This window comes from Pacificoceanicola niger (assembly GCF_048553275.1).
Taxonomy (GTDB): Bacteria; Pseudomonadota; Alphaproteobacteria; order Rhodobacterales; family Rhodobacteraceae; genus Pacificoceanicola.
In genome coordinates this window covers 15,732-36,405 of the sequence record NZ_JBLZMW010000018.1, presented here as the reverse complement: position 1 = coordinate 36,405, position 20,674 = coordinate 15,732, and the positions used below count along the sequence as shown (strand labels likewise).

Annotated in this window: 29 protein-coding genes; 5 read left to right on the top strand and 24 right to left on the bottom strand. The window is 63.9% G+C overall.

What is annotated here, in order from left to right:
• Window positions 1–82: 82 nt before the first annotated feature.
• From ACN2XU_RS19555 to phnF, 8 genes are all read right to left on the bottom strand, one after another.
• Window positions 83–1,279: an alpha-D-ribose 1-methylphosphonate 5-triphosphate diphosphatase gene (locus ACN2XU_RS19555; RefSeq protein ID WP_419412031.1), complete on the bottom strand. Its 1,197-nt coding sequence runs from the start codon at window positions 1,277–1,279 to the stop codon at window positions 83–85.
• Window positions 1,266–1,985 carry a phosphonate C-P lyase system protein PhnL gene (locus ACN2XU_RS19550; RefSeq protein WP_419412030.1) on the bottom strand — a complete coding sequence of 240 codons (720 nt, stop codon included), beginning with the start codon at window positions 1,983–1,985 and terminating at the stop codon, window positions 1,266–1,268. Before ACN2XU_RS19550 ends, ACN2XU_RS19555 begins: the two co-directional genes overlap by 14 nt.
• Window positions 1,982–2,776: an ATP-binding cassette domain-containing protein gene (locus tag ACN2XU_RS19545; RefSeq protein ID WP_419412029.1), complete on the bottom strand. Its 795-nt coding sequence runs from the start codon at window positions 2,774–2,776 to the stop codon at window positions 1,982–1,984. Before ACN2XU_RS19545 ends, ACN2XU_RS19550 begins: the two co-directional genes overlap by 4 nt.
• A complete protein-coding gene (locus tag ACN2XU_RS19540; RefSeq protein ID WP_419412028.1) occupies window positions 2,773–3,684 on the bottom strand; it encodes an alpha-D-ribose 1-methylphosphonate 5-phosphate C-P-lyase PhnJ in 912 nt (303 codons plus the stop codon). Before ACN2XU_RS19540 ends, ACN2XU_RS19545 begins: the two co-directional genes overlap by 4 nt.
• Entirely contained in the window at window positions 3,681–4,781 is a 1,101-nt protein-coding gene (locus tag ACN2XU_RS19535) for a carbon-phosphorus lyase complex subunit PhnI (RefSeq protein ID WP_419412027.1), read from the bottom strand. The genes ACN2XU_RS19540 and ACN2XU_RS19535 overlap by 4 nt, the downstream gene beginning before the upstream one ends.
• 68 nt (window positions 4,782–4,849) lie before the next feature.
• Window positions 4,850–5,386: a phosphonate C-P lyase system protein PhnH gene (phnH, locus tag ACN2XU_RS19530; RefSeq protein ID WP_419412026.1), complete on the bottom strand. Its 537-nt coding sequence runs from the start codon at window positions 5,384–5,386 to the stop codon at window positions 4,850–4,852.
• The gene (locus ACN2XU_RS19525) at window positions 5,386–5,823 is read right to left on the bottom strand and encodes a phosphonate C-P lyase system protein PhnG (protein WP_419412025.1); all 438 of its coding nucleotides are present in this window, start codon (window positions 5,821–5,823) and stop codon (window positions 5,386–5,388) included. The genes phnH and ACN2XU_RS19525 overlap by 1 nt, the downstream gene beginning before the upstream one ends.
• The gene (phnF, locus tag ACN2XU_RS19520) at window positions 5,823–6,545 is read right to left on the bottom strand and encodes a phosphonate metabolism transcriptional regulator PhnF (RefSeq protein WP_419412024.1); all 723 of its coding nucleotides are present in this window, start codon (window positions 6,543–6,545) and stop codon (window positions 5,823–5,825) included. Before phnF ends, ACN2XU_RS19525 begins: the two co-directional genes overlap by 1 nt.
• 187 nt (window positions 6,546–6,732) lie before the next feature.
• Here phnF and ACN2XU_RS19515 point away from each other — a divergent pair, with 187 nt between their 5' ends.
• From ACN2XU_RS19515 to ACN2XU_RS19495, 5 genes are read left to right on the top strand one after another with little or no spacing between them, the layout of a single operon-like run.
• Window positions 6,733–7,602, top strand: a complete 870-nt coding sequence (locus tag ACN2XU_RS19515; RefSeq protein WP_419412023.1) for a PhnD/SsuA/transferrin family substrate-binding protein — start codon at window positions 6,733–6,735, stop codon at window positions 7,600–7,602.
• Window positions 7,595–8,431 carry a phosphonate ABC transporter ATP-binding protein gene (locus tag ACN2XU_RS19510; protein WP_419412022.1) on the top strand — a complete coding sequence of 279 codons (837 nt, stop codon included), beginning with the start codon at window positions 7,595–7,597 and terminating at the stop codon, window positions 8,429–8,431. Before ACN2XU_RS19515 ends, ACN2XU_RS19510 begins: the two co-directional genes overlap by 8 nt.
• Window positions 8,424–9,242: a phosphonate ABC transporter, permease protein PhnE gene (gene phnE / locus ACN2XU_RS19505; protein WP_419412021.1), complete on the top strand. Its 819-nt coding sequence runs from the start codon at window positions 8,424–8,426 to the stop codon at window positions 9,240–9,242. Before ACN2XU_RS19510 ends, phnE begins: the two co-directional genes overlap by 8 nt.
• Window positions 9,239–9,895 (top strand): class I SAM-dependent methyltransferase, encoded by a 657-nt coding sequence (locus tag ACN2XU_RS19500; protein WP_419412020.1) that lies wholly within the window; start codon window positions 9,239–9,241, stop codon window positions 9,893–9,895. Before phnE ends, ACN2XU_RS19500 begins: the two co-directional genes overlap by 4 nt.
• Window positions 9,850–11,100: an alpha-D-ribose 1-methylphosphonate 5-triphosphate diphosphatase gene (locus ACN2XU_RS19495; protein WP_419412019.1), complete on the top strand. Its 1,251-nt coding sequence runs from the start codon at window positions 9,850–9,852 to the stop codon at window positions 11,098–11,100. Before ACN2XU_RS19500 ends, ACN2XU_RS19495 begins: the two co-directional genes overlap by 46 nt.
• A 156-nt stretch (window positions 11,101–11,256) precedes the next feature.
• On the opposite strand, the gene ACN2XU_RS19490 is transcribed toward ACN2XU_RS19495, so the two are convergent.
• The 16 genes from ACN2XU_RS19490 to ACN2XU_RS19415 all read right to left on the bottom strand — a co-directional run bounded on the left by ACN2XU_RS19490 (window position 11,257) and on the right by ACN2XU_RS19415 (window position 20,648).
• Window positions 11,257–11,931 carry a DUF1045 domain-containing protein gene (locus ACN2XU_RS19490; protein WP_419412018.1) on the bottom strand — a complete coding sequence of 225 codons (675 nt, stop codon included), beginning with the start codon at window positions 11,929–11,931 and terminating at the stop codon, window positions 11,257–11,259.
• 380 nt (window positions 11,932–12,311) lie between these two features.
• A complete protein-coding gene (locus ACN2XU_RS19485) occupies window positions 12,312–13,292 on the bottom strand; it encodes an energy transducer TonB family protein (RefSeq protein ID WP_419412017.1) in 981 nt (326 codons plus the stop codon).
• Window positions 13,289–13,675, bottom strand: a complete 387-nt coding sequence (locus ACN2XU_RS19480) for an ExbD/TolR family protein (RefSeq protein ID WP_419412016.1) — start codon at window positions 13,673–13,675, stop codon at window positions 13,289–13,291. The genes ACN2XU_RS19485 and ACN2XU_RS19480 overlap by 4 nt, the downstream gene beginning before the upstream one ends.
• Window positions 13,675–14,052, bottom strand: a complete 378-nt coding sequence (locus ACN2XU_RS19475; protein WP_419412015.1) for an ExbD/TolR family protein — start codon at window positions 14,050–14,052, stop codon at window positions 13,675–13,677. Before ACN2XU_RS19475 ends, ACN2XU_RS19480 begins: the two co-directional genes overlap by 1 nt.
• Window positions 14,045–14,695: a MotA/TolQ/ExbB proton channel family protein gene (locus tag ACN2XU_RS19470; RefSeq protein ID WP_419412014.1), complete on the bottom strand. Its 651-nt coding sequence runs from the start codon at window positions 14,693–14,695 to the stop codon at window positions 14,045–14,047. Before ACN2XU_RS19470 ends, ACN2XU_RS19475 begins: the two co-directional genes overlap by 8 nt.
• Window positions 14,692–15,126, bottom strand: coding sequence for a hypothetical protein (locus tag ACN2XU_RS19465; RefSeq protein ID WP_419412013.1), 435 nt, complete (start codon window positions 15,124–15,126; stop codon window positions 14,692–14,694). The genes ACN2XU_RS19470 and ACN2XU_RS19465 overlap by 4 nt, the downstream gene beginning before the upstream one ends.
• Window positions 15,127–15,280: 154 nt before the next feature.
• Window positions 15,281–15,751 (bottom strand): Dps family protein, encoded by a 471-nt coding sequence (locus ACN2XU_RS19460; RefSeq protein WP_419412012.1) that lies wholly within the window; start codon window positions 15,749–15,751, stop codon window positions 15,281–15,283.
• A gap of 105 nt (window positions 15,752–15,856) precedes the next feature.
• Window positions 15,857–16,279, bottom strand: coding sequence for a hypothetical protein (locus ACN2XU_RS19455; RefSeq protein WP_419412011.1), 423 nt, complete (start codon window positions 16,277–16,279; stop codon window positions 15,857–15,859).
• A 42-nt stretch (window positions 16,280–16,321) separates the two neighbouring features.
• Window positions 16,322–16,582 (bottom strand): DUF1289 domain-containing protein, encoded by a 261-nt coding sequence (locus ACN2XU_RS19450; protein WP_419412010.1) that lies wholly within the window; start codon window positions 16,580–16,582, stop codon window positions 16,322–16,324.
• Between the two features lie 54 nt (window positions 16,583–16,636).
• Window positions 16,637–17,119: a hypothetical protein gene (locus tag ACN2XU_RS19445; RefSeq protein WP_419412009.1), complete on the bottom strand. Its 483-nt coding sequence runs from the start codon at window positions 17,117–17,119 to the stop codon at window positions 16,637–16,639.
• Window positions 17,116–17,280 carry a hemin uptake protein HemP gene (gene hemP, locus ACN2XU_RS19440; protein ID WP_419412115.1) on the bottom strand — a complete coding sequence of 55 codons (165 nt, stop codon included), beginning with the start codon at window positions 17,278–17,280 and terminating at the stop codon, window positions 17,116–17,118. The genes ACN2XU_RS19445 and hemP overlap by 4 nt, the downstream gene beginning before the upstream one ends.
• A gap of 5 nt (window positions 17,281–17,285) precedes the next feature.
• On the bottom strand, window positions 17,286–17,456 hold the full coding sequence (locus ACN2XU_RS19435) for a hypothetical protein (RefSeq protein ID WP_419412008.1): 171 nt from the start codon (window positions 17,454–17,456) through the stop codon (window positions 17,286–17,288).
• 289 nt (window positions 17,457–17,745) lie between these two features.
• Window positions 17,746–18,072, bottom strand: coding sequence for a heme-degrading protein HmuQ (gene hmuQ, locus ACN2XU_RS19430; RefSeq protein WP_419412007.1), 327 nt, complete (start codon window positions 18,070–18,072; stop codon window positions 17,746–17,748).
• Between the two features lie 10 nt (window positions 18,073–18,082).
• Window positions 18,083–18,832, bottom strand: a complete 750-nt coding sequence (locus ACN2XU_RS19425) for a ChaN family lipoprotein (RefSeq protein WP_419412006.1) — start codon at window positions 18,830–18,832, stop codon at window positions 18,083–18,085.
• Between the two features lie 8 nt (window positions 18,833–18,840).
• A complete protein-coding gene (locus ACN2XU_RS19420) occupies window positions 18,841–19,626 on the bottom strand; it encodes a heme ABC transporter ATP-binding protein (protein ID WP_419412005.1) in 786 nt (261 codons plus the stop codon).
• Window positions 19,623–20,648, bottom strand: a complete 1,026-nt coding sequence (locus tag ACN2XU_RS19415) for a FecCD family ABC transporter permease (RefSeq protein ID WP_419412114.1) — start codon at window positions 20,646–20,648, stop codon at window positions 19,623–19,625. The genes ACN2XU_RS19420 and ACN2XU_RS19415 overlap by 4 nt, the downstream gene beginning before the upstream one ends.
• Between the last annotated feature and the right edge of the window lie 26 nt (window positions 20,649–20,674).

The following is a 20,674-nucleotide window of genomic DNA, read 5'->3' as shown; positions in this document are numbered from 1 at the left end:
CCGCCGATTCATCCGAATGAATGTTCGACTCGCGTTCTAACGCCGGTCTGTGACAACCACCCGACCGGGGCATGACAGCTTTCTAATCGATATGTGACAGTTCTCTGACGGCGGTCGTCGCGGAGGCCTCGGGCAGGGACATACTGCCGTCGGAATAGATCACTTCCCCCTCCCTCAGCGTCATCACCACACGGTCGGACGCATTAACAACAACCAGATCGGCCTTGCGCCCGATGGTGATTTCGCCCCGGTCCGACAGGCCAAGCGCCCGCGCCGGATGGGCCGATGCCAGCCGCGTCGCCCCGGCCAACCCGTCCGGGTCCTGGCCGGCCAGAGCCCGGATCGCGGGCAGGATCGCGGCAGGATGATAATCGGCGGCCAGGATCGACAAATGGCCCGCCGCGTGGGCTTCGCGCGCCGACAGATTGCCGGAATAGCTTTGACCGCGCATCGCATTCGGCGCGCCCATCGCGACCATCATGCCCCGGTCTATCGCGGCTTCTGCAGCTTCCGGAGTGACCGGAAATTCGGCGATCACCGCGCCAAGATCGGCCATCAGCTGCGCCTTGGCCTCCGTGTCGTCATCATGGCTGGCCAAAGCGACACCGTGATCACGACACAGCCGCGCCACGGTCTGCATGTTATTGAGCAACACCTCTTGCGGACGCGACCGCAGAGCAACGTTGGTCGCCACGATCTGCCGTGCTTCGGTTTCGGAGATGCCGTGCTGCGCCGCCTTGTTGCGGATGTGGGTTTCGATGTTGCGATACTGCCCCTGCCCCGGCGTGTGATCCATCAGGGACACCAGATCAACCTGGCCGTCGTCCAGCAACTGCGCCAGCACCGTCACCGCGTTGTCAAAGGTGATATCAAACCGGGCATGTATGCGGTGATCGACCCGCGCCGCCCCGCGCATCGATTGCAGCGATCGGATGACGGCCGAGGTATGGTCGAACGAACGCCGTTCACCTTCGCGGGCACCGCGCGAAAACGACACGGCCGCATAGGCCGTGGTCACGCCGCTGGCTGCCAGCCGCGCATCCAGAGCATGCAGCGCCACCTGCATCGGGAAATCGACGTTCACGCGGGGTTCGATTTCCTGTTCAATCATGTCGCCATGCATGTCTATGAAACCGGGGAAGACCGTATGCCGCTGCCCGCGCAGGCCGCCGTCCACCGGATGGTCGGTGATTTCGGCGATGTTTGCGCCTTCCATCCGGATCGACCCGTTTGGCACCACGCGGTCAGGCAGGACGAGGGTGAAATCAGACAGCCACATCGGTGCGCTCCTCCATGGTTGGGACTTGCGGGGTCAGGTCAATCTCGCGGTCGATCAGCGTTGCCACATCACCGGGATGGTGGAAAACGCCGATCATCGCGGTTCCCTTGGCTTTCAACTCGGCGAGCCGATCGATCAGCGCCTTGCGCGCGGACACGTCGAGTGACGCGGTGGGTTCGTCCAGCAGCAACAACCGCTGCGGCAGAATCAGCGCGCGGGCAAGGTTTACCTTCTGCTGCTCGCCGCCCGAGAAAGTCGTGGGATAGGCACGCCAAAGTTCCGGCTTCACCCCGAAGGTCGCCAGCCAGTGGCGCGCCTCAGTCAGGACAGCATCCGGATCGTGCCCGGCAAGCCGAAGTGGTTCGGCGACCAGCGCCTCGGCGCTGACGCGTGGACGCGCGGTCAGGAATTGCGTGACAAACCCGATCTCGGTCCTGCGCAGAAACGTGATATCCACGTCCGCCGCGCGGGCAAGATCGATCACCCCGTGGCTGGAGTGGAACAGGATTTCGCCGCGGGCCGCCAGATAGCTGCGGTAAAGCGTGCGCAGCAGGGTCGATTTGCCGGCCCCGTTGCGCCCCTTGAGCAGCAGGAATTCACCGGCGTCCAGCGTAAATGAAATGTTGGAAAAGGCCGCCATGGAGGCCCCCAGGTGGTGCATTTCAAAGCCCTTGGACAGGCTGCGTATATCCAGAATCCGGCTCATAGCTTTGCGTGCACCAACTGTTGCGTGTAGGGATGCTGCGGGTCCTGGAACACCTGGTCGGCCAGGCCCTGTTCGACCACCCTGCCCTGCCGCATGACCATGACCCGGTCCGACAGGGTGCGGATCACGCCAAGGTCATGGCTGACGATCACCATGGTGATCTTGCGGTCCTGTTGCAGCCGCTTGAGCGTATCCAGCACCAGCGCCTGAACCGAGACATCAAGCCCCGTGGTCGGCTCGTCCAGCAGCAGCAAAGCGGGTTCCAGAGCGATGGCCTTGGCCAGCTGCACGCGCTGCTGCATCCCGCCCGACAGCTCAATCGGCGGTGCATCCATGCGCTCAAGCGGAAATTCGGAGGCATCCAGCGCACCGCGTGCCTTCTCCCGCAGCACATGAAAGCGCCGCTCACCCGCAACCAGCATCCGTTCGGCCACATTGCCCGACGACGAATGCGTCATCAGCAACCCAAGGTGCGGATTCTGATAAACGATGCCGATCCGCGTGGCGCACAGCATCCGGCGGGCAAACCGGTCAAGCTCGAACAGGTTGCCCTGCACGTCCGGCAGGTCCAGCGTATAGGTTCCCTCGTCTGGAACCTCTTCAAGGTTCAGGCACCGCAGAAACGTCGACTTGCCCGACCCACTTTCGCCAACGATGCCAAGCACCTCGCCCGGATAGACCATGGCCGAGACATCGCGCAGGGCCTGCACGGTTCCGTAGGACTTGCACACATGCCGCGCGATCAGCAGCGGGCGGGTCTTGACCAGTTTCGGCGCGTCCATGACCGTCATGACATGTCTCCGTCGCGATACCACGTTTCGCCAATCCGGATGGTCTCACCCTCGGCCCGGCGGAGCGTCTTGACCCCAAGGTCGCTGTCCGACACTTCGTGCAGGGACGTTCCGTCGGCCTGCGGGATCTCATTCATGAAAAACCCGCGCACTCCCGACCGGTGGCAGGTCAATGCGGCGTGATCCTCGACGCGATAGGGAACGTCATCGAAGACCAGAGGCTCGACCCGGGTAAAGGGCGGCACCGCGTGAAGGCGCTTTTCGCGCCCCGCCGACAGGATGGTCAGGTGCTGCGCCATGTGCAGTTTCGGCACGTCCCAGCGCGGGATCGGCGACGGCGTCATCACATGGCGGCCGTTGACAAGGCTGGGATAGGCCGCGCCCTGCATCACGCGGCCCGACCGGACGATCTGCTCATACAATTGCAGCCACATCCGCCCATAATCCGCATCCGCATGCATCTGCCGAGCGATGGACATGTTCGGCTGAACCGGGCGCAGCGGCTCCGGGTTCGGCACCTGCAACACAAGAACCTGATCGGCGCGTAGGCGTTCTTCGGGAACGCGGTGGCGTGACTGGATCAGGTCGGCGTCCAGCGTATCCGTCGTCGTCGGCGCTCCGGACACGCGCGCCAGAAATGTGCGGATCGAGGCGGCGTTCACACTGTCGTCAGCCCCCTGGTCGATCACCTTGATCCGGGTCTGCGGACTCACAAGCGTGCAGGACACCTGCAAACCGCCCGTCCCCCAACCGCGCGCCATTGGCACCTCGCGGCTGGCGTAGGGCATCTGGCAGCCCGGAACAGCGATCGCCTTGAGCATCCTGCGCCGGATCTCGCGCTTGGCCGAGGCATCGAGAAACCCATAGGACATCGGTTCCCAGGACTTGGTCAGAGTTGCGAGAGTCATTCTGCAGGTCCCTGTTGCGATCGACCGGCCGTTTCCGGGTTTGAGGGCTGCGACGGGCCATCCCCTTCGGCAGTTGCCTTTGCGTCACGCATGGCGTCCAGCGCCGACTGGAAGGTGACGTAGTGCGGCAGCTTGAAGTGGATGCAGAAGCCCGAGCTCTCGACGCCTTCGGTGTGGTAGAGAAAGAATTCCTCTTCCGTGGCCGACCCCTTGGCCGCGCCTTTGGCGTTCAGGTCCAGCGTGGCGGCGGCAATCGTCTTGACCTCGTTCCAGCCCAGAGTCGCGGAAAAGCCCAGCTCCAACTGCGTGCCCTTCTTCGACACGACCTCGGCCTGGCTGACCTTGACCCGCCCGGCGCTGAACCGCGTGCCGCGCGGGTGCTGCACGATCACCTCGGCCTCGGCCAGCCGCAGTTCGTTGACCGTCGGGTGGGCCTGACCATAGCCGCGCTGCGCAGCATATCCCAGCGCAAGCACGCCGCCGGTTTCGGCGCGCGCCAACGATTGCAGCGTATGCGCCCGCTTGGCCGGAAACAGCAGCGGCTCGCGCGTGATATCGGGGATGGCGTTGCCACAGGTCGTGTCCGGCTCGGGCGCGCTCAACAATCCGTTCGCAGCCTGCCACGCCGCAACCGACGGCTGCCGCGCAGGCGCCGGACACCGCGCGGGCTCGACCGGGTCGGGGCGATAGGTACGCCCGCCAAGCACCTCGGTCGCCAGAATACGGTGCGCATAATCCAGCGTCGGTCCAAGCACCTGCCCGCCCGGTATGTCCTTGAACGCCGCCGAGATGCGACGATGCGTGAACAGGCCGTCCTGCGTTACAGGATCAGCCACCTGCAAGCGCGGCTGCGTGGTTCGCCAGGCGCGCAGCAAAAGGACCGCCTCGTATAGCTCGCCCCCTGTCTGTGCCAGCGCCAGCGCGGCAAGGTCTTCTTCGTAAAGCGACGCCTCGCCCATCACGCGGTCAATCAGATAGGGCAGCGCGGCGCGGACTTCAGCCACCCGTTCGGGGCCGATCGCGCCCAATTCCGCGCGGAACAGCCGCTGTGATTGTTCGATTGCGCGTTCACCGCCTCGGGTTGCCACATACGCCATTCCGGTTGTCCTATCGCTTTGCTACGGGAGGACATTGCAGGTGTCCTGTTTCCTGGGGCAGGATTGCATCACACCACCTCTACCGCCGTGGATCGGGGAACGCCCAGCACACGGGCGCCGGAGGTCAGGAACAGGTCAAACCCCATCGGGTAACGCATCACGCGGGTGCGCTCCTGCCAGAAACCATCGGGCAGACCACCCACCGCGATCTCGACTGCGCCATCGACACCCGGACCTGTCATCCGAAGCCGCTGCCCACGGCCCAGGGTTGCCTCAAGCACCAGCGTCGCGCCGTCTTCGGGGTGCAGGTCCGACCCTTGCCGCAACGTGCGCAGGACAGCCGCGCTGTCCAACCGGTCGGCAAAGACATGATCAGCCGCCTCCCGCGCAACCAGCGCCGCGCCAAGACCTGCGGCGCTCCTGGCAAGGTCGGGATCGTCGCAGTTTACCGCGCACTCGCGATCAATCAGCGCCTCGACAAGCGCGCGATGGCGCGGCTGGGGTAGATCCCGCGAGAGGCCGGGCCGGGACAGCGCCCACATCAGCGCCTCGAAGGTTGCATTGCAGCGGGTCTCACTGGCCGATGGAACAGGGATCGCGGGCATCAGAAGGTCTCCATATCGACGCGGGTTGCCTCGACCCGGCGCAGGGTCTCGTAGTCGGCCTCGGTCTGCATGGCCGCCTCGTGTCGCACGAACGCGCCACAGACCGCATGGCCTTGGCCCAGAGCGACCGCCAGATCGACCACCGCCATGGCCATCGCCGCTTCGAGATCACGACCCCGGCGCATCCCGTAGCCCTCGACCCTGTCACCGCGGATTCGAGCCTCGCTCACCAGCACCTCGCCCAGATGGAAATGGGTGCCTTGCGCGGTATCCTGCATCGGCAGCATCACGAGACCGGTGCGGTTTTCCAGCACCGTGATGGCGCCCAGACCGGGCAGCAAGGTTTCCGCCAACGCCTTGAGGGGCGTCGCCTCGGCGCGGGCCAGCACACTCAGCATGTCTTCATGCGGAAGACCCGCCAGTTCCTTGACAGTCATCACAGGTCGTCCTCATCCGGGCTTATCTTGAAAGTCACGCGCGCCGCCGACCAGATCACCTTGGAATGGGCGATGGGTGCACCATCGGGCAATGTGTCCACGGCGCGCACCACCAGCACCGGCATATCGGGATGCTGGTGCAGCTGTCGCGGTTCGTCGCCCCGAGCCGGGCGGGCATGGATCGACGTCTCGCCGCGCAGGTAATCAGTGATCCCGTACGATCGGTAAACCGCCGTGGTTGATCCCATGATCTGCCGCCGTTCGGGAAAATCGGGAAACCGCGCCGCGTCGTGAAAGATGGTGCCGATATTCACCGGGACGCCATCCGCCATCGACCGACGATGCGTTGCGATAACAGGCGCCCCCTCGGCGAGCCGAAGCGCGCGTGCAACGTGTCCCGCCGCCATGATCCGGTCGTGGCCCAGCGTTTCGCCGGACACCGCGATCCCCTTCGGATCGAGGTTGCGCCGCAGCCGGGTGCGGCGTCCGATGGCATAGTCGATCATGGGACGGGCCAGCACGAAGGTGCCCCTGCCCTGCTCGACGCTCAGCAAGCCGTCCTTGGCAAGTTCCGCGACTGCCCGTCGAACCGTATGGCGACCCGCGCCATACAGCGCGGCCATTTCCGGTTCGGTGGGCAGTTTTGCCCCGGGTTCCAGTACACCGTCCATGATGTCCTGCTCTATAAGTGCGCGGATTCCGCGCCATTGATGTCTGGTCATGTCAATTCATCCGAATGAATACTGGTTTAGCCCGCCCATATGACAGGCAGGCGACGGTTTGACAGCACTTGCGTAACAATTGCCATCGCCCGCATTCACCGGCGGCATTTCACAAATTGTTCACCCTTTCGTCGCAACCGGTTTACAGGCTCGTGGATTCATCCGGATGACTTTCACGGAGGCTGTCATGAAACTCAATTCCGTCATCCTGGGCCTTGGCCTGGCAACGATCACCGCGCTTGGCGCAAGCGCCGAAACCTGGAAACTCGCCATCACCGATGTTGAAGGCATGGAACGCCTGCAAACGGAATGGGGCCCGTTCAAGACCGCACTGGAGGGTGCCACAGGCGAGACCTTCGAATTCTTCCCTGTGAATTCGCGCACTGCCGCCGCCGAGGCCCTGCGCGGCGAGACTGTCGATTTCGTGGTCTCCGGACCGGCCGAATACGTGGTCATCAACAAGCTCACTGACGCCACACCGCTGATCGGTCTTGGCCGTCCGGATTATCACTGCGCGATCATCGTGCGGGCGGACAGCGGTCTGAACCAACCAAAGGACATCAAGGGCAAGAAGGTCGCCTTCGGTGACATCGGGTCAACCTCGAACATGCTCTGCCCGATGCAAGCGCTTGCGGATCATGGTATTGATCCGGTCAACGACATCGAACGGACGCATACCTCGAAAAACATCGCGTTCGAGGCGCTGAAGCATGGTGACGTGGACGCCATCGGCATGAACGCCGGATCGTTCATGAGCATTCGTGCCAAGGAAGAGACCCTGCCCTACGGGTTCTTCAAGATGATCGCGCGGTCGGGTGACCTGCCCAACGACATGATCATGGTCGGCGCGCACGTCCCGCAGGACGCGGCAATGATGGTGCGCGAGGCGATCCTCGAAAACAAGGCGCAGATCATTGCGGGCATCACCGCCCATGAAGAGAACGACAAGTACATCGGCATGGATCTCGTCGCCATCAACGACGGCGCGTATGACTATGTGCGTGCGATGTACGCCAACGCCGGCTACCCGCAATTCGATGCGTTCATCGGTGATTGATCCTGTCCTCGATCGTCCGGTCGCGCAGCCCGCGCGGCCGGAATCCTACCACGCCGGGGCAGTCGGGGCCGCAGATCACAGCCCTTTGCCAGTGATTGATATCGAAGCCCGGGCACTCGCCAAGAGCTTTGGCGACACTGCTGTCTTTTCCGATGTCGGCTTTCGGCTCGTTCGGGGCGAGGCAGTGGCCCTGGTGGGGGCCAACGGCGCGGGCAAGTCGACCCTGCTGCGTTGTCTGATGGGGCTGACCCCCGTGACGTCGGGTTCGGTGCGCCTGCTTGGACGCGATGCAAGCGGTGCGCGGGGAAGTGCCTTGCGGGCGCTGCGCGCGCGCGCCGGGCTGGTGTCGCAGAAACACAATCTGGTGCCGCGCTTGTCGGTATTGTCGAACGTGGTGCACGGGCTTCTGGGCCGTCATCCGGGCGTGCGCCACTGGGCACACGGCCTTGCCCCCGATGCCTCACGCCGCGCCGCGATGGAGGCGCTGGAGAAGGTTGGCCTTGCGGGTTTCGCTCAGCGCCGCGCCGACCGCCTGTCGGGTGGACAATCCCAGCGCGTCGCGATCGCACGGGCCATCGTCGCCGGCCCTGAGGTCCTGTTCGCGGATGAACCCTGTGCCTCGCTCGACCCGGCGGCAGGCGAAGACGTGATGGACCTGTTCATGACGCTGGCCCGCGAACAAGGCGTCACCGTTGTCTTTACCTCGCACAACATCAACCACGCGCTGCACTTCGGCGACCGGGTGATCGGCCTGTCAGGCGGGCGCCTGCGGATGGATGCCACCGCCGCCAGCCTGCATCCCGAAGATCTCAGAGGGCTCTATGACTGACCTGTCCCATTCCCGCCCCGCCCCCGACCGGATCGCACGGCCCTCTGCGCTGGCGTTTCTAAGCTATGCCATGGCGCTGACGCTCGTCCTGTGGTGCCTGTCCGGCGCGGGCTTTTCGCTGGACAAGGTCATGACCTCGCCGCCGCGCTTTGCCGATTTCATGACGCGCGCGTTTCCACCCAATCTGTCGCCGGATGTGCTGGCCCGGCTGGGCTGGAAGATGATCGAAACCCTTCAGATCGCGGTCGCGGGGGCCGTTCTGGGCGTGATCCTGTCGCTGCCCGTCGCGCTCCTGGCCGCGCGCGGGCTGATCGCGGGCGCTTGGGTGAACCAGATCGTCCGCGTCAGCCTTGGCTTCATCCGGGCGGTGCCGGATATCGCATGGGCGCTTGTTTTTGTGGTGGCCGTGGGGCTCGGTCCCTTTGCCGGGATGCTGGCAATCGTTGTCGATACCATCGGCTTCTGCGGGCGCTTCTTTGCCGACGACATGGAGGCCACCGACAAAGGCCCCACCGAAAGCCTGACCGCAACCGGGGCCCGGCGCATCGACGTTGTGGCCTGCGCCACCATTCCCGCGGCCCTGCCCGCCTTCGTGTCGACCGCGCTTTACGCTCTGGAAAAGGCTGTGCGGTCGTCCACCGTGCTCGGGCTTGTCGGCGCGGGCGGAATCGGAATCGAACTGAAGGTCGGGTTCGACCTTTTCGACTATCCCACGGCGATGACCGTGATCTTCATGATCGCCGTCGTCGTGATCGGGATCGAACAACTCTCGGGCCACGCCCGTGCGAAGATAATCGGAGATCAGGCATGAAGACCGACACGGCAGACGTGCATTGGAACGATCACTGGGCCGGCATCAAGGCGGGCAGCAAGTGGCTGACCCCCGAACCGGATGTCATGGATTGGGCCAGGGGATTGCCCCCCGGCGCGCGGATCCTCGATCTGGGTGCCGGTGTCGGACGGCACGCGCTGTGGCTGGCGGCACAGGGGTTCGAGGTGGTGGCGCTGGATGCCGCGCCCGAGGGGCTCGCGGAAATCGACCGTATGGGCGGCGTCGAGACGGTCTTGGGCAGGATGGATGCCCTGCCTTTTCCCGATCACAGCTTTGACCACGTTTTGTCGTGGAACGTGATCTATCATGGCGACGAAGACGTGCTCCTGCGCAGCATCGGCGAAATCCGCCGCGTTCTGAAACCCGGCGGCACTTATCTCGGCACGATGCTGTCGAAACGTCGTCTTCCCTTTGAGCAAGCCAGGTATTCCGGGCAAGAGATCGGACGCAACGCCTGGATTTTCGATGCGCCCGGCACCGACAAGATCCACCCGCACTACTTCTGTTCCGCCGCAGACCTGCTGGCGTTGTTTTCCGGTTTCGAGTGCCTGCGGCTAGAAGACCGCGAACATGAGACGCCGGGGTCGTGGCACTGGCATTTGACATTGGAAAAACTGGGGTCACGACCGTGATACAAACCTTCGAAGGCGCACAGGTCTACCTGCCCGACCAGATTGTCGAAACCACCGTGACCGTCGCCGATGGCCGCATCGTTGAAATTGGCGGCCCGGTGCAGGGCTACCGGATCGACGCGCGCGAAATGATCCTCGCGCCCGCACTGATCGACGTGCATGGGGATGCTTTCGAGCGGCAGGTGATGCCGCGCCCGGGCGTGTATTTTCCGTTGGAAGCCGCCGTGATCGACACCGACCGGCAACTGGCCTCCAACGGAATCGCAACCGCCTATCACGCAATCACCCTGGGATGGGAGCCGGGCCTGCGCGACGTGTCCCGGGGGCGCGACCTGATGCGCACCATGCGTGCCATGGCCCCACGCCTGACGGTCGAAAACCGGGTGCAATTGCGTTGGGAAACCTTTGCATTCGAGGCGCTGGACATCATCGAGGAGGCCCTGCATGGGCCACTGTTGCCGTCGATTGCCTTCAACGACCACACCTCCATGACCATGCGCGCCTATGACGTGCCGATTCAGGATCGCGGGTTCGAACTGTCCCCGGATTTCTCCATCGCCGCGCTGGACGACGAACGGATGAAGACGCGCACAGCATCAAAGGCGCATCGGTCGGGCCTGTCCGAAGACGATTATATCGCGCTGTTGAGCCGCGTCTGGGACCGCCGCGCCGACGTGCCGGATATGATCGACCGCGTGGGCCGGATCGGGACAGAGGCAGGCGCGCCGATGCTCAGCCACGACGACACCACCCCGGAAACCCGCGCGTGGTTCCGCGACCGTGGCGCGCGAGTCAGCGAATTTCCCATGGTTCTCGCCGCTGCTCAGGCGGCCCGGGATGCAGGCGATGCGATCATCTTTGGCGCGCCCAACGCCGCACGCGGCGGCAGCCATATCGGATCGCTCGGGGCCGGGGACATGGTCGAGGCAGGCCTGTGTGACGCGCTGGCATCGGATTATTTCTACCCTGCGATGCTGGCCGCGGTGGCCCGACTGGATGCTGAAAAGCGCGCCGACCGGCTGACACTCTGGCGGTTGGTCAGCGATGGTCCCGCGCGGGCGATGAATCTGAGCGACCGGGGCAGTATCCGCGTGGGTCAGCGCGCCGATCTGGTGCTGATCGACTGGCCGCAAGGCCACACACCCGCCATCACCGGCACATGGGTCGCGGGTCGCGCCGCCTATCGCGGCCTGCCCACCGGATGAACCAGTACCACTGCGCACCCGCCATCGGTCCGGCCCCCCCCCGGATCATGGGCGCGCGCCCTGATGCGGGGGTTTTGCCTTCATACCCGGCCTCGGCACCATTGAACCGCTAAGGGGCGCGCAGTCGTAGAAACTCGCGCAAGGTTGCACCCTGCTTCAGCCGCAAAGCGGGTATCGATGCAGCAGTTCGAACCGGCCATCCCCGCGTTCGCCGCACAGGCAAATGTCGGCCAACTCAAACGGCGCGGGCAGATCCGGCAGATGGGTCTGTATTTCGGCCTGAACCGCGTCCAATTGCGGCTTGGGCACCTTGCCGGTCAATGTCAGGTGGAACCGGAATTGGTCCAGAACATAAGGATAGCCCCACGCGGTCAACAGCGCGTCCTGCCGGTCAGACAGATGCGCCTTGCGGCGGCGGGCCAGCTCCTCTGCCGATGCGGGGGCGCGGAAGGCGTCCAGCTCGGTCACACACGCGGCTGCGACGCGCGAAATGCCGGACACATCGCCCACGGGGGTCAGCGCAAAGAACCGCCCCAGCCGGGTCAGCGCAAGCCCCTCGGCCTGCGCGGGTTCCGTGCGCCCGGCGAGCGCCGCCATGGCCGCGTCAAGTCCCGCCACATCGCACCCTTCGGCCAGCCGGAACGGCGGTTTCAACGTGCCGTGAAATCCGTATTTGTGCGGCGCTTCGGTCAATGACCCGATGTCCGCGACACCAAGCTTGGCGATATCGCAACCTGCCTGCGCGTCCCACCCCAACCAATGCGCCCCGAACGACGCCAACCCGCCGGGGCGGGGCATGAAGTACACAGCATAACGGGAATGATGTGACATGAATTCTCCGGTCTTCCCCACCGATTTGGCACAAGCTCATGACACCTCTGTGTCAGGGTCCGTCGGCCTTGCCAATGCCAATGTTTTTCCGACTGAATTGCTCTGCGCGGCGACCGGAGCCACGGTGTTTGATCAGTTGTTGCTATGCGCGGATCTGTTTCGCGATTGCAGGGCCGAGGTTTTATACCCATGTCCGGATCAATGCATGGCTGCCCCCGTCATCGGTCAAGGGACAATTGCTTACCATCCGTCGTGCTGTGCGCAAAGCGACGGCCCCTCGGGCAGATTGGCAATTCTTTCATCATCCCCGACCTGAGCTTCGCATGCGCCCGCCGCAGCGGATCACCTGACAAGGCCCCGCAGTTCCCTTGCTCGTTGCGCTAACGCCCCTGAATCCGGATCGAAAACCTGCGCCGCGCGCCTTCTGGCGGCCGCGGGAACGGCCCTGCGCCCCGGACCAGGCGCAGCGCGGCCTGATCCAATGCCGCCGATCCGGAACTGCGCGCCAGCGACACCGAAGACAATCCGCCATTGGTGGCGATACTGAAGGTGACCACCGCAGTTCCGCGCGCGTTCACGCGCGGTTTGCCCGCTCGCGACAGTTTACGCATGACAAGGCCAGGGTAATTGCTCGCAGCGGCATTGCCCGCCGCGTTCTGTCGACCGGCGGTGCCACTCTGCTTTGCGACGGCGTCCCGCTGTCCCGTGGCTTCGCCCGCCCGCGCGCTGCGGTCGGCATTGCCCGGCGTTGGTTTCGCCTGGGGCGCTGGCTTTGGTTTGGGTTTGGCCACCTGCGCCGGTTTGTGCGTGGCCACAAATTCGGCACTGCGCGGCTTGGGTCGCAATGACCGGGCGACAGCGGCGCTTTGCGCTGCGTCCGCCTCTATCCGTTCCGAAGCCGATGGCCTTTGAAGAGCCTTTGCCGCATTCGGCGCGGGAGCCGCAGTCTGTAGCAGAGCGGACGTGTCTGCACGGGCGATGGGGACCGCTTGTTCGGCAGCCAACCGTTGGGGCGGAACATCTTTGACAGCTTCTGCAGTCGGCTCGGATGGCACAGGGTCCGCGTCCACCGCCCGGGCGCTTTCAGCCGATGCCTCTACGCGCGCCGTCTCGGGCGGCGCTACGTCCGCCATCCCCTGATGCGTTTCCGCGGACAGTGTTTCGGCCCTCTCCGGACGCTCCGCGCTCAGTGTGCCGGCGGCCATGTCGGCAAAGGCATTGCCCAGCCGCACCTCGGTGCCGCCATCCGCCCCTTCGATTTTTGTCGTCTCGTGCGATACGAGTGCGAGGGCCAGTGCGCCGTGCAGGACAAGCGCGACGGACAGGGCAACAAGCTTGGCGGGACCGGCCCGGTGCATCATTCCAACCCTCGTTCGGTAACGATCACCACCCGCTGCGCACCGACCTCACGCAGGGACCGGCCCTTCGCGATCAGCATCGCCGCGGGCAAGGCGCGGTCGGGGACGATCCGCACACGGGCGCGCGCGTCCTGCGGAAGACCGGCGACAAAATCCGCGACCGAGGTGATATCCGCACCGCGGTGCGTCATGCGCCCGTTAGCATGCAGCACCAGCGCGTCGGCAGGCGCGCTGCCTTCCAGATCGGCGGTGTTGACCAACCGTAGCGCTGCGTCGAGCGGTGCCGCCAGAGTACCCGCCACGAGAAAGAAGATCAGCATCAGGAAAACGATGTTGATCAGGGCGATGGTCGGCTCGCCTGCGGTCCGGGTGCGGTGCCGTCTCATCATGTTTCCAGAACCGTGACAGAGACGCCTGGAATGGCACGCAATGCGACGAGCAGGTCGGTCAGGCGTTGCGCGGTAACATCGGTCCCGGCCGCAATCAACACAGCGAGCGGCCCATCGCCGCTGCGGTACGCTGCCAGCGCTTCGGACAGCGCATCAAGCGCCGCCTCGGACCCGTTCACGCGCAATGCATCGGCGGCAAGCGAAAGGAACACGGGACGCTCGGAGGACGCCACGCCGCCAGAATGCGCCGAGGCGAACTCGACCTCGGCAAAGCGAGTGAATGTGGAGGACAGCATGAAGAACAGCAGCAAAAGGAAGATGACGTCGATCAGGGAGGTCATCGACAGCCTGCGCCTTCGACGCACGCTACGCATGGGCTGGCAGTCCTTGCGGATCCGTGACGCCACTGGGGTGGCCCGGCGACAACACCGTATGCAGGGCTTTCTGGGCCAGCACCCGGTCTGCATCCATGCGGGCCTCGAACCAGCTCAGGAGCACAGAAGTCGGCATGGCCACGGCAAGGCCAACAGCCGTGGTCAGCAAGGCAACCCAGATGCCACCGGCGAGGATCGAGGGATCGACTTGAGCCCCGGCGTCCTGAAGCGCCTGAAACGCCGAGATCATGCCAAGAACTGTTCCGAACAGGCCCAGAAGCGGCGCGAGTTGCGCCACGGAGTCGAGGAACCGGAACCCCCGTTCCAACCGGGCAAACCGCACCTCTGCCTCGGTTTCAAGGCGGGCCGCGTCCGTCTGGCCGTCCAGAGCCATGGCAAGTACGGGGACAAGGTAGCTGCGTGACCGGCCAAGGTGATCGCGCGCGGCCGACCGATCCCCGGCATCCCAGGCGGCAATGGCGTCGCGCAGAGCCGTGTGGCGTCCGACACCCGCCACCGCGAATTGCCAGACCTTGTAGAAGACAACGGCAAGAACCAGTACGGAAAGCGCGCACAGCAGCAGGACGACCGGGCCACCAAGATCGGCAATACGCTCGATGCTATCGTGAAGTTGGGCGATCATCCCAGCACCTCGACATCCGTGCGGCTGCGCAGGTCGAGATCCTTGCCGCACGCATCGACCGGCACGTTGGTCCCGGTACAGGTTTGCGCGCCATTGATGAGCAGACGGCCCAGGGATCCGCATGAAAGGCCCGGAATGACGAATTGTCTCACACGGGGCCGGGCGGCGGGCAAAGCGCCGAAATCAAAGAGGGTCAGCCGGTCGACGCGTCCTTCGACGTCGAAAAGAACCGCCTCGTAAACCGCCTGATCAATATCGAAATCATGTCCGTTCTGAACCAGAAAACTGACCCGGCAGGATGCTTCGACTTGCTGCACAGCATTCAATTCAATGGACACATATGCGCCCTGAACGTCTTGTGCGCAGGCGGGGCTGTGCAGCAGACAGAGCGCCAGGCACATGCCCGCGTGTTTCAGGATGAAATTCGACATATCTCCAGCCTTTGATCGCCCATGACGTCATCTGGCTGGGGTTGGACCCTTGCTGGATGGCGATCTGTTACCATCCAGCAAGTCCGGCTTCAATACCTGATTAAATCCGTATGTCTTTCCGGCATCACGCAGGAAAGGAATCGACTGCCGCGAGTCAGGCCAGATGGGCCCGCAGCATCCAGGCAAACTTTTCGTGCGTCTGGCCGCGCGCGATACACAGATCTTCGGTAAGGGTGTCCCCTTGTCCCGCAGCAAGTTCACCGGCGCCCGCTATGGTTTCGGCGAGTGTTTCCTGCGCATCCTTCATCAGGCGGACCATGTCTTCGGCGCTTGGGACACCATCCACTTCGGAAATCTTGGAGCGTTTTACCATTCCGGCGAGGGTGCCTTCGGCGTGCGCGCCGAGCGCCTTGATCCGTTCGGCCAGGTCGTCCTGAGCAACGAAATGGTCTTCGTAGATCTTCTGAAACAAATCATGCAGCGGACCAAAGGCCATACCTGTCACGTTCCAATGAAAGTTCTGCGCGAGCATTGTGGCCACGGCGGTTTCTGCAACGCACTGGTTCAGCGCTTCGGCAATCTGGGCCGTTGCGTCGGTCGAAAGTGTCTGGGCGGTCTGGGACACGGGTGCCTCCTGCATCGATACAAATGGTGCTGGCTGGCATCAGGCTGGCTTGCGGGACCAGATTAAGCCGCGACAGCAGAAGGGGCAAGCCAATTTAGAACATTTCTAATTCTGAGAGAAACTGTCGGTTACTCTGCGCAAAAGGAACACGAGGGTCCGGCGGGCGTGTTTCGGCACACGGGATTGCAAGAGAAAGGCGCTGCTGCATTTATCTCCAGTCTTCAAACTCCGGGCCAGCGCAATCAGCCACTTTTCGTCGAATGAAGTTTCCGTTTCGCCAACACGGTAGAGAACCGGGCGGCGACCAAGGGCCTGGGAAAGGCACCGCACCAGCACTTCGGACGCAGCATGCCTGGCCACGTCGCGGTTTCCTGACAAGGCAGCACAGGCACCGAACAAGTCGATGTACCCTTTGCATCGATTGATGCGGGCGACATCGCGCAAATGATCGAGCAGGGGACGTTCTGAAACGGCGTCGAAAGAGACCGGGGCGCGTTCAAACGAAACTCGGCAAATGGCTGAAGTCATTTGAGCATTGTCCTTTTTCGCGGCTGATCAATTGCATTCCGGTCAGGCGGCCTTGCCGCCGTCGAGCACCGTGAGGGCAACTTTCTTCTTTCGGCATCTCTTTTCATAGGCCGGCCCCCAGTGCGTGTATCGGCCCATGGCGGCCTGCTGGCCCACGACGAGTTCGACGAAGGCTTCGCGGTGTTTGTCCTTTTTCAATGCCTTGAAGGCGGATTTTTGCGCTTTGGTCATGGAGCATCCGATGCAGTGACCGTCGCGCTTGAACTTGCACACGCTGATGCAGGGGCTGGGAACTTTGGGCATGGTGTCCTCGCTGGAGTTTCGGGCGGCAATCCCGGTCTGGCTTGGGGAGCGTTTTCAGTGAAGGGTCCGGTCCGGGCGTGCTCCCTGGGGGCGGGGCCCGGTCGGAACGCGGGTTGCCATACGCTGCATCGCACGTCCGACCTGCGCCGCCATCTGGGCGAGCGGTTCGGCATGGCGTGCCGGAACGAGCAGGCAGGCAATCATCGCCGCCTCTGCCAGATCACGGCACGTGGCCTCGCGGACAAGCGTCTTCAGGATCGCCTCGTCAGAACCGATGCAGCGACAGGCAAGCCCATGTCGGACAAGCGGCCTGCGGGCAAAGGTGCAAAGGCTGGTCAGTAGCGACTCGAAGGTGCGCATCTCCGCGCGCCCTTCGATGGCTCCAAAACACCGCGCAAAGCCATTCCAAACCTCGGCCTGGCCTTCCGGCCCTTCCATCCAGAGACGCATGGACAGGATCAATTCGGCCTCCCACGGCGCGATGTCGGACAGCTGCCCAACCACGCTGGCGCCTGCGGTCTGTGCTGCACCTGTCATTTGGTCAGGATCAGCTTGCCGGCGCGGGTGATGCGCAGGGTGTAGGTCTGACCATCCAGCACGATCTCGGCCTTGATGCCATTTCGGATCAGCTCGCGCGCGTCGTAGGTCACGGTGCCATCGGTCCGGTCGGCGGAGCGAGGGGTCGGCAGGTTCTGCATCAGGCTCATCGACACTCTCCTGCAAACCGCGCGCGATCGCGCTGAAGGTCGATCAGATATTCAAGCGCGAAGCCGTCGACTTGGGCGCAATCGGCACCGGCTTGCACGATCTCACGCCAGGTGTTTCTGGCCATTGCGGGCGTCTGGGCGTCTGCCCGTGGCTCGGTTGTCTTCACGATCTACTCCCTTTCCTTTGACATCCGGGCTGCCGTTGGTGGTGGCTGGGACGAGCATCGAACGATGCGCTAAAAATCCGACTAATGGAGTCGGGTATATTGCCTTCTTAGGCTATTCTGATTTTTTTTGTCAAGAATAGAAGATGGGCGTCAAATGCGCCGAGCACACGTCCTCGGCGTGGGCAAGGCACCACAGATCGGGCTTGCGTCGAGCATTTTCAGCCGGACACCCCGCGCTATGGTTGCGTCGACACCGCGAAAGCCCGGCCCTGCGACAAATTTTCCTGCGTCATGCGGTTTGCCGCGCATCTATCTGCTGGATCGCGGTAAATCCTTCGAAACGCGGCGCGCCCTCATGCAGCTTGCGGCTCTGGCCCGCGCGGGCGTGCGAGGCGCGGAATTCCTCACTGGTGGTCCAGGAACGAAACTGCGCCTCGGACTGCCAGACGGTGTGCGAGGCATAGAGAATCGCGCCCTCGTTCTCGGGTCCTTTCAGCATGTGAAAGGACAAAAAGCCGTCCATGTCCTGAAGGCGGCTTTCGCGCGACAGCCAAAGCTCTTCGAACTCGGCAGCGTTTTCAAGCGGTACGGTGAAACGGTTCATTGCAAGATACATCGGTCTCTCCTCATTTGGATGTCAGCGATTGGCAAGGATCGTCCCGCCGGGCGCGCGGCACGATGCGGATCTCGTCCAACGGCATGTTGGTATCCTCTTCCACAAAGCCGATTGCACGGGTCGTGATCTCGGGCGCGGCCCTGGCAATCATCGCGGGCACACCCCAATCGGTGCGCGCGTGACCGTTTCCGGCGATCACCGCAACCGGCGGTCCATAGGTCTCAAGCGCATTCAGCGCGGCACGGGCAAAAACCGCATCGCGGTAGCGCTGGACCGCCACCATACCGGCCATCATGTCAATCGGCATGGCCTCGCAATGCGCCTCGAATTGCATCTGCATGCGCAGTTGATGTTGATCCTCGGGCAGAGCCTCGTCGAGGCCAAAGCGGGCTGCATCCGCGCCAAGCAGGGCGGCAGCCCCGTTGCTATATACGCTGCGAACAACCTCGCGCGAGGCCGCCGCACCCACGATGCGTGCCTCTCCAAGGGCGTCGAAAATGGGTGCATAGATCGGAAAATCCTGCCAACCGCTGGCCTCCCACGCGTCGGCGCTCTGGCTGCGGTCGGCGTCGGCACGCGCCGCATCTTCTGCGCTCAGCATTTCAAATACGACAGCGGTCGGGCGTAAATCGCGCAATGCGGCGGCTTGCCCCAAATGTGCATCCGGGTTGTCGTGGACCTCACCGAGGACGACGATATCTGGCGCCGGATTGGCCATTACGGGCAAGGCAAGAAGCAAGAAGAGGGCTGTCAGGCGCATATGGGTTCCTATTCGGTCGATGCAGCATGGGGAAGGATGTAGGGGATCGCCGCGGGCGGCGGCGCGGAAACCCGCAAGGCGCAGCCATAGGCGCGCGACAGGATATCATCGGTCAGCACCTCGCCCGGCGTCCCGAAGGCCAGGCGCAGCCCCTCGGCCAGCACCGCGACGCGGTCGGCAAACAGGGCGGTCAGGTTCAGATCGTGCATCACGGCGATCACGCCGCCCCCTGCGCGGGCAAACTCGCGCGCAATTTCCATCACCTGCAACTGATGCGCGATATCGAGGCTTGAGACAGGCTCGTCCAACAAGAGCCAGCGTGGCGCTCCGTGCTCGACCGGAGCCCAGACCTGCGCCAGAACGCGGGCCAGCATCACGCGCTGCGCCTCGCCGCCGGACAGCTCCTGAAATGTCCGGTTTGCGTAATGCGCCAACCCTACGCGGGCCAGTGCTTGCATCGGCACCTCGGGGCGGTCACCGGCAGTGCCCGATTGCAGGCCAAGCCGGACCACTTCGATCACGGTAAAGGGAAAAGCCAGACGCGACGCCTGGGGCAACACGGCGCGCACAGCGGCCAGTTCCCATGGCTGGAGCGTATCAATATCGCGCCCGTTCAGACGAACTCGGCCTTGAAAGGGCCGGGAGGCGGTGATCGCTCCGAGCAGGGTGGACTTGCCAGACCCATTGGGGCCAACGATGGCGGTGACCTCGCCGGGCATAGCGGTCAGGCTTACGCCACGCAACGCTTCGCGCTTGCCATACCTTACTCGGATGTCGTCGGCAGTCAGACTCATAGCTCCACCAGCCCCCTGCGTTTGAGCAGGATCCACAAAAAGACTGGCGCGCCCAGAACCGCCGTCACGATCCCGATGGGCAGTTCCGCGGGCGCGATGATCACCCGCGCAATCACATCGGCAAGGACCAGCAGAATTGCCCCGAGCAGCGCGGAATTGAGCAGCAGCGTCCGGTGATCCGGGCCGGAGGTCAGGCGCAGGAGATGCGGCACGACGATGCCGATGAAACCGATCCCGCCCGATACGGCCACCGCCGCACCGGTCGCACCGGCCACGGCGAGGATGGCTATAGATTTCATGCGCTGCACAGGGATGCCGATATGGGCGGCTGTCGCCTCGCCAAGGGCAAGGCCGTTCAGCCCACGGCCCATCATCAATGCCGCCCCGATCGAAAGCACGATCAAAGGACCGGCGGACAGGACCTTGGCCCAGCTGGCCCCCGCGAGCGATCCAAGCCCCCAGAAAGTCAGATCGCGCAACTGCCTGTCGTCCGCGATGTAGACAAGGATGCCCGACAACGCCCCGGCCAGTGCGCCAAGCGCGATGCCTGCGAGAAGCATCGTGGCCACCGACGTGCGTCCCTGCCTCGTGGAGACGCGATACAGAACGAGGGTCGAACCCCAACCGCCGAGAAAGGCAGCGACGGGGACCAGCTGATTGCCAATGAGGTCGATCATCCGGACGGGCAGAAGCGCGCCCAGCACGATGGCCAGGATCGCGCCCAGACCGGCCCCGGCACCGACGCCGACGATCCCCGGATCGGCCAGCGGATTGCGGAACAAACCCTGCATCGCGCCTCCCGACACCGCCAGGGCCGCGCCGACCAATACGCCCATGGCAAGCCTCGGCAGGCGAATGTCGAAAAGCACCACGCGCTCCATCTGGCTCAGCGCCTCGCCCTGCGCCAGTTTGGCGAGCATCGCAAACAGGGTCACATCCGTCGCACCGACCTGAAGACTGGCCATGCAGGCCAGCCCCAAACCGGCCGCGAGGACCCAATGCAAAGCACGAGCGCGGGACATCCGGTCGCGCGGGGCGATGTCGATTT

What these genes read in the sequence shown, in the direction of transcription:
- ACN2XU_RS19555 (WP_419412031.1), bottom strand. Translation starts at nt 1,279, where the DNA reads ATGTGGCTGTCTGATTTCACCCTCGTCCTGCCTGACCGCGTGGTGCCA.
- ACN2XU_RS19550 (WP_419412030.1), bottom strand. Translation starts at nt 1,985, where the DNA reads ATGAGCCGGATTCTGGATATACGCAGCCTGTCCAAGGGCTTTGAAATG.
- ACN2XU_RS19545 (WP_419412029.1), bottom strand. Translation starts at nt 2,776, where the DNA reads ATGACGGTCATGGACGCGCCGAAACTGGTCAAGACCCGCCCGCTGCTG.
- ACN2XU_RS19540 (WP_419412028.1), bottom strand. Translation starts at nt 3,684, where the DNA reads ATGACTCTCGCAACTCTGACCAAGTCCTGGGAACCGATGTCCTATGGG.
- ACN2XU_RS19535 (WP_419412027.1), bottom strand. Translation starts at nt 4,781, where the DNA reads ATGGCGTATGTGGCAACCCGAGGCGGTGAACGCGCAATCGAACAATCA.
- phnH (WP_419412026.1), bottom strand. Translation starts at nt 5,386, where the DNA reads ATGCCCGCGATCCCTGTTCCATCGGCCAGTGAGACCCGCTGCAATGCA.
- ACN2XU_RS19525 (WP_419412025.1), bottom strand. Translation starts at nt 5,823, where the DNA reads ATGACTGTCAAGGAACTGGCGGGTCTTCCGCATGAAGACATGCTGAGT.
- phnF (WP_419412024.1), bottom strand. Translation starts at nt 6,545, where the DNA reads ATGACCAGACATCAATGGCGCGGAATCCGCGCACTTATAGAGCAGGAC.
- ACN2XU_RS19515 (WP_419412023.1), top strand. Translation starts at nt 6,733, where the DNA reads ATGAAACTCAATTCCGTCATCCTGGGCCTTGGCCTGGCAACGATCACC.
- phnE (WP_419412021.1), top strand. Translation starts at nt 8,424, where the DNA reads ATGACTGACCTGTCCCATTCCCGCCCCGCCCCCGACCGGATCGCACGG.
- ACN2XU_RS19500 (WP_419412020.1), top strand. Translation starts at nt 9,239, where the DNA reads ATGAAGACCGACACGGCAGACGTGCATTGGAACGATCACTGGGCCGGC.
- ACN2XU_RS19490 (WP_419412018.1), bottom strand. Translation starts at nt 11,931, where the DNA reads ATGTCACATCATTCCCGTTATGCTGTGTACTTCATGCCCCGCCCCGGC.
- ACN2XU_RS19485 (WP_419412017.1), bottom strand. Translation starts at nt 13,292, where the DNA reads ATGATGCACCGGGCCGGTCCCGCCAAGCTTGTTGCCCTGTCCGTCGCG.
- ACN2XU_RS19480 (WP_419412016.1), bottom strand. Translation starts at nt 13,675, where the DNA reads ATGAGACGGCACCGCACCCGGACCGCAGGCGAGCCGACCATCGCCCTG.
- ACN2XU_RS19475 (WP_419412015.1), bottom strand. Translation starts at nt 14,052, where the DNA reads ATGCGTAGCGTGCGTCGAAGGCGCAGGCTGTCGATGACCTCCCTGATC.
- ACN2XU_RS19470 (WP_419412014.1), bottom strand. Translation starts at nt 14,695, where the DNA reads ATGATCGCCCAACTTCACGATAGCATCGAGCGTATTGCCGATCTTGGT.
- ACN2XU_RS19465 (WP_419412013.1), bottom strand. Translation starts at nt 15,126, where the DNA reads ATGTCGAATTTCATCCTGAAACACGCGGGCATGTGCCTGGCGCTCTGT.
- ACN2XU_RS19455 (WP_419412011.1), bottom strand. Translation starts at nt 16,279, where the DNA reads ATGACTTCAGCCATTTGCCGAGTTTCGTTTGAACGCGCCCCGGTCTCT.
- ACN2XU_RS19450 (WP_419412010.1), bottom strand. Translation starts at nt 16,582, where the DNA reads ATGCCCAAAGTTCCCAGCCCCTGCATCAGCGTGTGCAAGTTCAAGCGC.
- ACN2XU_RS19445 (WP_419412009.1), bottom strand. Translation starts at nt 17,119, where the DNA reads ATGACAGGTGCAGCACAGACCGCAGGCGCCAGCGTGGTTGGGCAGCTG.
- hemP (WP_419412115.1), bottom strand. Translation starts at nt 17,280, where the DNA reads ATGCAGAACCTGCCGACCCCTCGCTCCGCCGACCGGACCGATGGCACC.
- hmuQ (WP_419412007.1), bottom strand. Translation starts at nt 18,072, where the DNA reads ATGTATCTTGCAATGAACCGTTTCACCGTACCGCTTGAAAACGCTGCC.
- ACN2XU_RS19425 (WP_419412006.1), bottom strand. Translation starts at nt 18,832, where the DNA reads ATGCGCCTGACAGCCCTCTTCTTGCTTCTTGCCTTGCCCGTAATGGCC.
- ACN2XU_RS19420 (WP_419412005.1), bottom strand. Translation starts at nt 19,626, where the DNA reads ATGAGTCTGACTGCCGACGACATCCGAGTAAGGTATGGCAAGCGCGAA.
- ACN2XU_RS19415 (WP_419412114.1), bottom strand. Translation starts at nt 20,648, where the DNA reads ATGTCCCGCGCTCGTGCTTTGCATTGGGTCCTCGCGGCCGGTTTGGGG.